Origin of the sequence: Alkalibacterium indicireducens (genome assembly GCF_039522005.1) — a bacterium.
GTDB classification, from domain to species: domain Bacteria; phylum Bacillota; class Bacilli; order Lactobacillales; family Carnobacteriaceae_A; genus Alkalibacterium; species Alkalibacterium indicireducens.
In genome coordinates this window covers 1-834 of record NZ_BAAADA010000212.1, presented here as the reverse complement: position 1 = coordinate 834, position 834 = coordinate 1, and the positions used below count along the sequence as shown (strand labels likewise).

1 protein-coding gene is annotated in these 834 nt (G+C 37.4%); it reads right to left on the bottom strand.

The window, feature by feature from the left end:
- Positions 1-102: 102 nt before the first annotated feature.
- A complete protein-coding gene (locus ABFX15_RS11820) occupies positions 103-762 on the bottom strand; it encodes an amidohydrolase (protein ID WP_346025599.1) in 660 nt (219 codons plus the stop codon).
- Positions 763-834 lie beyond the last annotated feature (72 nt).

Below are 834 nucleotides of genomic sequence, written 5' to 3'. Positions count from 1 at the left end.
TAAAAATGTCTAAAAAAGCAGTGAGTTTAATAGAAATAGTTATCCACATTTAGAGGTATGAATAATTCAGGTTGTCATTTCAAATAGTGATGGCGGAAGTGGTTATGAAGAATCTAAATTTGATGCCATTTTAGGCACTTCAACTACTGCTTTAATATCGCTATCTTTAAGTTTTGTCAGTGTATCTGCTACAAAAGCAGTTAACTCAGGGTCATTATACAATGGTGGGTAGCCAATTTCATAGCTGAGTTCACAATTCACTCCGAAAGTGACCCCAATCCCATTGACAATTCGCTCAAGCTCTTTATTAATCATTGCCTCTGTTTGATGATTATAATAACGGATATCACCTTCAATTTCGATGGTGTCCTTAATTATGTTAGAGGTTCCTTTGCCATCAAAAGAGCCAATTGTGACAACACCTGTTTCCAGCGGATCTAGTCTCCGACTAACAATTGTTTGAACTGTTGTGACGAAATGGGCTCCTGTGACAATCGCATCATTTGCCTTATGTGGAGAAGAGCCATGTCCACCTCTTGCCTTTAACTTTAATTTAAAATAGGAGCGACCGCTAAACGTATATTCACTGCGGTAGCCTACTGTTCCAGCTGGTGCGATCGGTAAAACGTGAATACCGAAAACAGCTTCAACATCATCAAGATAGCCAGCTTCAACTATTGATTTAGCTCCTCCAGGAGGTAATTCCTCTGTATGTTGATGAATAATTTTTATTGTTCCTGAGAGTTCATCTTTTAGTTGAATCCACTAGTGTTGCATAAAACTTAGAATAAATAGGTTTTATAGGTTGTTACTTTTATCACAAGTAGTTTACGT